General features: G+C 73.2%; 6 protein-coding genes, 1 tRNA gene and 1 pseudogene. 1 reads left to right on the forward strand and 7 read right to left on the reverse strand.

The annotated features are described in order from the left end of the window. Nucleotides 1–75: 75 nt before the first annotated feature. Together E1166_RS27780 and E1166_RS27785 are read right to left on the reverse strand one after the other, a co-directional pair. A complete protein-coding gene (locus E1166_RS27780; RefSeq protein WP_132270651.1) occupies nt 76–891 on the reverse strand; it encodes a Bax inhibitor-1/YccA family protein in 816 nt (271 codons plus the stop codon). Between the two features lie 110 nt (nt 892–1,001). After that, nucleotides 1,002–1,082: transfer RNA gene (locus E1166_RS27785), tRNA-Leu, on the reverse strand. Between the two features lie 94 nt (nt 1,083–1,176). On the opposite strand from E1166_RS27785, the gene E1166_RS27790 reads away from it, so the two are divergent. Next, on the forward strand, nt 1,177–3,018 hold the full coding sequence (locus E1166_RS27790) for a hypothetical protein (protein ID WP_132342859.1): 1,842 nt from the start codon (nt 1,177–1,179) through the stop codon (nt 3,016–3,018). A 52-nt stretch (nt 3,019–3,070) separates the two neighbouring features. Here E1166_RS27790 and E1166_RS27795 read toward each other — a convergent pair whose 3' ends face one another. The 5 genes and pseudogenes from E1166_RS27795 to E1166_RS27815 all read right to left on the reverse strand — a co-directional run. Beyond that, complete coding sequence (locus tag E1166_RS27795; protein ID WP_132342860.1) at nt 3,071–4,417, reverse strand: NAD(P)/FAD-dependent oxidoreductase; 1,347 nt, start codon at nt 4,415–4,417, stop codon at nt 3,071–3,073. 102 nt (nt 4,418–4,519) lie between these two features. Next, complete coding sequence (locus E1166_RS27800) at nt 4,520–5,068, reverse strand: hypothetical protein (protein WP_132342861.1); 549 nt, start codon at nt 5,066–5,068, stop codon at nt 4,520–4,522. 49 nt (nt 5,069–5,117) lie between these two features. Continuing rightward, nucleotides 5,118–6,488, reverse strand: coding sequence for a DUF58 domain-containing protein (locus E1166_RS27805; RefSeq protein ID WP_132342862.1), 1,371 nt, complete (start codon nt 6,486–6,488; stop codon nt 5,118–5,120). A gap of 4 nt (nt 6,489–6,492) precedes the next feature. Then, nucleotides 6,493–7,500, reverse strand: coding sequence for a MoxR family ATPase (locus E1166_RS27810; protein WP_132342863.1), 1,008 nt, complete (start codon nt 7,498–7,500; stop codon nt 6,493–6,495). Further along, nucleotides 7,497–7,775 (reverse strand): annotated as a pseudogene (locus tag E1166_RS27815) (hypothetical protein); the annotation flags it as partial. The pseudogene E1166_RS27815 and the gene E1166_RS27810, both read right to left, overlap by 4 nt.

A 7,775-nucleotide genomic window follows, 5' to 3' on the forward strand; every position in this document is an offset into this window, starting at 1 on the left:
GAGCTGCCTGGGGGCGCAGACGACGGCGCCCGCCGCCGCGGGGTGCGGTGGCGGGCGCCGGGGGTGGCGGTGAGGTCAGTCGTCGCCCTGGAAGTAGCTGATGAGGCGGAGCAGCTCCAGGTAGAGCCAGACCAGGCTGACCAGGATGCCGAACGCGGCGACCCACGAGTACCGCTGCGGCAGCCCCATCCGGACACCCTGCTCGACCTCGTGGAAGCTCAGCACGAAGCTGAGCGCGGCGACCACCACGACGACCAGGCTGAAGCCGATCGCCAGCGGGCTGCCGTCACGCAGGCCGGTGTTGATACCGAACAGCGCCAGCACCAAGTTGATCAGCATGACGCCGAACAGACCGGCCATCACGGCGATCATGCCCTTGACGAACTTCGGCGTCGCCCGGATGACCCGCGCCTTGTAGAGCATCGCCATCAGGAAGAAGACGCCGAAGGTGGCCACCACGGCCTGCAGCACGATGCCCTCGTAGAGCGACTCGAAGGCCTTGCTGACCAGGCCCACGAAGGCACCCTCGACCACCGCGTACGCGATGACCAGCGCCGGATTCGCCATCCGGGAGAACGAGATGATCAGGCCGAGGACCAGACCGACGATGGCCGCGCCGATCCAGGCCGGACCGAGCAGAGCGTCCGGCACCAGCACCCAGGCGGCCGCGGCGGAGACACCGAGGATGCCCAGAAGAGCGACGGTCTTGACCACCACGTCGTCGATCGACATGGTGCCGGCCGCCACCGGGGCGGCGGGGTAGCCGGGCTGGCCCGGGTACTGCTGGGGAATGCCCGGCTGTCCGTACGGCCCGGGCTGGGCGTACCCGGCCGAACGCTCCCGCTCGGCCGCCTGGCCGAGCCGGGCGAGCACCGGGTTCGAGGTCTTCACTTTCAGGCCTCCCTCAGGGGGTCGTCGCACGCTCGACGTGCCCTTACAGGGTACGGGTCGCCGGCAAGGCACGCCGCACGGCAAGCTGTGGGATAGCTGAGAGTCTACGGTGCCCGGGGCGGGGGTCGAACCCGCACGCCTTGCGGCAGCCGCTTTTAAGGCGGCCGTGTCTGCCGTTCCACCACCCGGGCAGGCGGCACCGGCACGTCGACACACGGCGGTGCACGTGTCACCGTAACCGTTGCGGGGCCACGAGGCGTACCCCGTGCGGTTAGGGTCGATTCCGTGACCAGCCAAGCCCGTACGGCGCCCGGCGCCGATCGCGACCTGGCGCTCGATTCCACCGAGCCGGCCGCGACCGGCTCCCGCCTCACCCGGTGGCGCTCCGGCCTGCTCCGGCACCGCGCCGACCTGGCCGTCGTGCTGGTGTTCCTGCTGCTCGCCGGCTGGGTCACCCACGGCATGTGGCCCGACCCGTCCGGCCGGGTGCTGGCCCTCAACCCGGCGGACCAGACGCTCTACGAGTGGTTCCTGGCCGTCGACGCGCGAGCGCTGCACGGCGATTTCGGCCTGCTCACCGACAAGCTGAACGCCCCGGACGGGGTGAACCTGATGACCAACACCACGGTCATCGCGCTCGGGCTGCTGCTCGCCCCGGTCACCCTCCTGTTCGGGGCGCCGGTCACCTTCGCCCTGCTGGTCGGGGCGAACCTGGCCGGCACCGCCGTCGCCTGGTACCTGCTGTACGCCCGTACGCTGCGGGCCCGGCGGTTCGCCGCCGCGCTGGGCGCCGGGCTGTGCGGTTTCGGGCCGGGCATGGTGTCACAGTCCAACAGCCACCTGCACATGACCGCGCAGTGGCTGGTGCCGGTGATCGTCTGGCTGGTGGTCCGGCTGCTGCGCGCCGCCGACCCCGGACCGGGGACGCTCCCCCGGCGGCGGTTGGTCAGCTCGGCGGTGGGGTTGGCGGCCGTGGTGACCGTGCAGGTCTTCGTCGGTGAGGAGGTGCTCTTCCTCGCCGCCGTCACCCTGCTGGTGATGACCGTCACGTACGGCCTCGCCGACCGGGGCCTGCTGCGTCGCGCGCTGCCCGGATTCGCCGGTGGTCTGTTGTTCGCCGCCGGGCTGGCCCTGATCGTCCTGGGCGGGCCACTGTGGTTCCAGTTCGCCGGCCCGCAGGGTGTGGCGGACGGCATGTTCAGCCCGCACTACTTCTCGGCCGACCTGCGTAGCTGGTGGACGTTGTCCCCGCTGTCGGTGTTCGGTGACGACTCCTCGGCCCGGCTCACCACCGGCCCGGCCGAGTACAACACCTTCCTCGGTCTGCCGTTGCTGCTGGTGGTCGTCGGCTGCGCGCTCTGGCTGTCGCCACACGGCCCGGCCCGCCGCCCGCTGGTGCGCGCCTGCGTCGTGGCGGCGCTGGTCATGGGCGCACTGTCGCTCGGCCCGCAGGTGGTCCTCGACGGCGAGCGTTCCCAGCTGCCCGGGCCGTACGCGCTGCTCGCCGGGCTGCCGGTGGTGGACGCCGCGCTGCCGATGCGGTTCGGGCTGGCCGTGCTTCCGCTGGCCGGCACGCTGCTGGTGCTCGCCGTGGACCGGGCGCTGCGTTCCCCCGGGCGGGCCCGGCGGCTGGTCCCGGCGGCGGTCGCCGCAGCCCTGATCACGACCTTTCCCGCTCCCCTGCCGACGGCCGACCGGCCGGCGCTGCCCGAGTTCATCAGCGGCGGCCACTGGCGCGGGTGCGTACGCCCCGGCGGCGTGCTGGTGCCGGTGCCGGCGGCCACCCCGAAGGAGCCGTGGCCGATGCGCTGGGCCACGGCGGCCGACGCGCAGTTCGCGATCCCGGAGGGCTTCTTCATCGGCCCGTACGGGGCGCACGGCTCGGCCGCGATGGGCACCTACAAGCGGCCCACCTCGCAGCTCTTGGCCGAGGTGGCCCAGCAGGGCGGCGAGCCGGTGATCGACGAGGAGCGGCGGCGGCAGGCCCGCGTCGACGCCGCGTACTGGGGGGCCGCCTGCGTGGCGGTGACCGACGACGCCCCGCACGCGGAGAACCTGCGGCGCACCCTGGTGCAGCTCTACGGGCCGGGCACCCGGATCGCCGACGCCTGGACCTGGCGGGTCTGACCACGACGAAGGGCCTCACCCCGTCCGGGGAGAGGCCCTTCGTCGCCTACGGTCAGCTCCGCTTGCCGGCGCCCACCGGCTGCCTCGGCGGGGCGGATGCCTCGGCGAACTGGTCGCGCGGATCGTGCAGCTGGCCGAGGGCGACGACCTCACGCTTGAGGAAGAACGCCAGCGACCAGTCGACCACGACCCGGACCTTGCGGTTGAACGACGGAATCCGGCTCATGTGGTACGTCCGGTGCATGAACCAGGCCGGCCAGCCGGTCATCTTGACGCCGTAGACCTGGGCGACGCCCTTGTGCAGGCCGAGGCTGGCCACGCTGCCGGCATGCTTGTGCTTGTAGTTGACCGGCTCACGCCCGCGGATCACGTTGACGATGTTGTCGGCCAGCCGTGTCGCCTGGCGTACGGCGTGCTGCGCGCTCGGCGAGCAGTAGGTGCCGGGCTCCTTCGTGAGGTCCGGCACGGCGGCACAGTCACCCGCGCTCCACGCCCCCTCGACCACCCGGTCGCCGTCCACCACCTGCAGGGTCGGCAGGCAGGTGACCCGGCGGCGGTCGTCGCGCGGGAAGTCGGTGGCGTCCAGCATCGGCGACGGCTTCACGCCGGCGGTCCAGACGATGGTGTCCGCCGCGAAGGAGTCGCCGTCGGAGAGCTTGACCACCCCGTCGACGCAGGACTCCAGCCGGGTGTCCAGACGGATGTCCATGTTCCGCTTCAGCAGCTGCTGCACCGTGTAGGCGCCCATGTCCCGGTCGACCTCGGGCAGCACCCGCTGCGTCGCCTCGACCAGCACCCAACGCATGTCCGCAGGCGACAGCTCCGGGTAGTAGCGCAGGGCGTCGCGGGCCATGTCCTCCATCTCGGCGAGCGCCTCGATGCCGGCGTAGCCGCCGCCGACGAAGACGAAGGTCAGCGCGTTGCGCCGGACCTCGGGGTCGACCGTCGCGGCCGCCACGTCGAGCCGGTCCAGCACGTGGTTGCGCAGGTAGATGGCCTCGCCGATGGTCTTGAACCCGATCCCGTGCTCGTGCAGGCCGGGGATCGGCAGCGTCCGGGAGACGGAACCGGGGGCCACCACCACGTGGTCGTACGCGATCTCCCGCGTCGGGCCGCTGATCGGCTGCACCACCGCCGTGCGGCGGGCGTGGTCGATCCGGGTCACCGCCCCCACCACGACCTTGCACTTGCGCAACTCACGACGCAGCGGCACCACCGCGTGGCGGGGCGAGATGTTGCCCGCAGACGCCTCCGGGAGGAACGGCTGATACGTCATGTGCGGCTGCGGGTCGACGACGACGACCTCGGCCTCACGGGAGCTCAGCTTCTTGGACAGGCGCAGAGCGGCGTACAGGCCGACGTGCCCGGCACCCACGACTAGGATCCGCTTCGGGTTCACGTCAACTATCTTTCCCCGGGCGGCGGGACTAATCCCGTTCGAGACCCCCACTTGTGACCGAGCACAACCCCTGTGACCTGCGCGACGTTGCTGGTCATCCTGCTATCTGCGACGGAGCAGCCAGCCCAGCAGCCCGCTGCCCCCCACCGCCACCAGCAGGCCCACCACCGTCGCGGCCTGGGAACCGGCCGCGTCGCCGATCCCGCCCAACCAGGCCAACACGACGCCGACGACCCAGCTGGCCAGAATCACCGCCGCGGCTCGAGCCAACCAGCGGACCAGCACGTCCGGGTCGACCAGCGCGTCGTAGGGCAGCACCGCGGCGAGCGCGCAGAGGGTGTGCCCGAGGTAGAGGAACGCGGCCACGGCGAGCAGCCGCCACAGCGCGATCGGACGGTCGTACCCGGCGGAGGCCATCACCCAGCCACCCACCGTGACGATGGCCGCGAAGGTCGGCCAGATGCGGCGCGGCCCGGCCGCCGGCAGCGCCGCGACCACCGCCAGGGCCAGCAGCGTCCTCGGTTGGAACAGCTGCGCCGGGTACGCCAGCAGCAGACCGGCCAACACCACCACGAAGATGCCGAACCGCACCAACAGTGTCGTCGGGGACACCCGGCGAGCCGCCTTCACCCGCTCCCTCAGCGCGTTCACCGGATCCGCCCGCCGTCCGCGCCGGCCGGCCCCCGCCGCGCCGCGCCCGTCACCGGGCACCCACCCGGGGGGCGGTGGCCAGCCGGGCCACGTCCCGCAGCACCTGGTCCAGGCTGCCCGCGCCGGCCCAGGGCACCACCGGTACGCCGTGCTCCCGCAACTGGCCGATCATCGTGTCCCGGTCCAGCCGCCACAACCGGTACGCCACCGGCGCCCAGCCCTTCTCCCCCGGCGGCGACAGGTCCGCCGGAAGGGTGTCCACCGCCACCACGAACCGGCCGCCCCGGGCCAGCCGGGCCAGCATCTGCGCCGACCGCTCGTCCAGCAGCGGGGTGAGCACCACCACCAGCGCGTCGGCGGAGAGCACCTGCGGCCCAAACACCTGGTCGTACGGCTCGTGCGGGGATGCCTCGGCGCGGGTGTCGAGCAGCCACTCCAACACGGTCAGGTACTGTCGCCGGCCGGTGGCCGGGCGGAGCCGGCGGGCGGTCGGCCCGTACTCCAGCAGCGCCACCCGGTCACCCCGGTGCAGGTAGTGCTCGGCGATCGCGGCGGCAGCCCGGACCGTGGTGTCCAGCACGGACGCGGCCCCCCGCACCCCGCCGGAGCGCCCCGCCTCGGCCAGCACGTCGAGCAGGACCACCACCTCGGCGTCCCGGTCGGAGAGGGTGGCCGCCACGTGCAGTTGCCGGGCCCGCAGCGACACCCGCCAGTCGATCCGCCGCAACCGGTCACCCGGCGCGAAGACCCGCACGCCGGCCAGTTCGCCGCCCTCGCCGGGGCGGCGCGAGTGGTGCGCGCCGACCAGCCCGGCGGCCCGGGGCATCGCCTCGACCGCCTCGAACGGCTCCGTCATCGGGTACACCCGCAGCCGTACCGGCTCGGTGACGACCGCCCGGGAGACCAACAGCCCGTCGGCGGCGGCGACCCGGGCACCGGCCCGCCCGACCGGGTGCCGGCCCCAGCGCAGCGCGGTGCCGGTCAACTCCAGGTCCACGGCGACGCCGGTGGGGATGGCGGTGACGAAGGGCCGGTCCAGGCCGGAGCCGCCGATGTCGGTCCCGCCGCCGCCGAAACCGGCCCGGTCGACCCGTAGCCACGGCGAGATCCGGGTCCGCACCACGGCCAGGTGGTAGGGCACCGTGTCCGGGTTGCCAACGCTGACCCGGGCGGCCAACGGCCCCCCTTCGACCAGCTGCCCGTCCGCGGCGGCGATCTCCAGGTACGGGGCGGCGGTGGGCCGGCGGCGCAGCGCGTACGCGGTGCCGAGCGCGAACGGGGCGGCCAGCACCACCAGGTCTACCCGGCCGAGCAGCACGGCGGCGATCAGCAGGAGCCCGGTGAGCAGCACCACCCGGCCCAGCGCCCAGGTGGGCGCCCATCCCGCAGCAGGCTGCTGCCCGTCCTCGGAGGTGGGCACGGCGTCAGCGCCCGAGCCGGCCGGCCGCGTGGCTGGGCAGCGCGCCGCTGGCCGGGGCGGGAGTCTGCTCCAGCACCTCACCGACCACGAAGGACGGGTCGACGCGGCGCAGCCACATCTCCGGGCGCAACGTGATGCGGTGCGCGAGGGCGGGCGCCGCCACGCCCTTGACGTCCTCGGGCACCACGTAGTCCCGGCCGGCGAAGACAGCCCGGACCCGGGCCAGCAGCAGCAGCGCCAGTGAGCCGCGTGGCGACGCTCCCACCAGCACCGACGGGTGTTCGCGGGTGGCCGCGGTCAGGTCGACGATGTACCGGCCGACGGAGTCCTCCACGACCACGTCCTCCAGCGCCGCCTGCATGGACCGCAGCGTGCCGGCGTCGACCACCGCCGGGATCTCGGCCTCCTCGCGGCGGCGGGCCATTCGCCGGCGCAGCACGTCCCACTCCTCCTCGCGCTGGGGGTAGCCGAAGGACACGCGCAGCAGGAACCGGTCCAGCTGCGCCTCCGGCAGCGGGTAGGTGCCCTCGTACTCGATCGGGTTGGCGGTGGCCAGCACATGGAACGGCTCGTCCAGCCGGTAGGTGACGCCCTCCACCGAGACCTGCTTCTCCTGCATCGCCTCCAGCAGCGCCGACTGGGTCTTCGGCGGCGTCCGGTTGATCTCGTCGGCGAGCAGCAGATTGGTGAAGACCGGGCCGGCGCGGAAGGAGAAGTCGCCGCTGCGCTGGTCGTACAGGAAGGAACCGGTGACGTCCGCGGGCAGTAGGTCGGGGGTGAACTGGAGGCGGCGGAAATCCAGCCCGAGTGCCTGCGCGAACGAGCGTGCGGTCAGGGTCTTGCCGAGGCCGGGCAGGTCCTCCAGCAGCACGTGCCCGCCGGCCAGGATGCCGGCCAGGACCAGTTCCAGGGCCTCCCGCTTGCCGACCACGACCTGACCGACCGCGTCCAGCACCGCCCGGGCCAGGTGGCCCACCTCGGTGGCGGGGATGCTGCGGTCCACGGCGTTCATATCTTCTCCAGTTCGGCGACGATCGCCGCGAGGTCGCGCGGCGACGGCGGGCGGCGGGACGGCGTGCCCAGGAACGTCCACAGCGGTTCCCCGAGCAGGGTACGGGCCCGGGCGGGGTCGGAGTCGCGGGTGAGACCGTGCCGCTGGCGCAGTCGCTCGTCGGCCAGTTCGCCGAGGCGGGGCAGAATCCGCTCGGTGAACCGTTCCCGGTTGCCCGACGCCCAGTCCAGCGGTCGTTCCCAGCCGTTGATGGCGGCGCGCAGGGCGTCCTGGGC

Origin of the sequence: Micromonospora sp. KC213 (assembly GCF_004348325.1) — a bacterium.
Classification (GTDB): Bacteria; Actinomycetota; Actinomycetes; order Mycobacteriales; family Micromonosporaceae; genus Micromonospora.

Excerpts from the sequence above, each read along its gene's own strand:
- E1166_RS27810 (WP_132342863.1), bottom strand. The coding sequence starts at position 7,500 with ATGAACGCCGTGGACCGCAGCATCCCCGCCACCGAGGTGGGCCACCTG.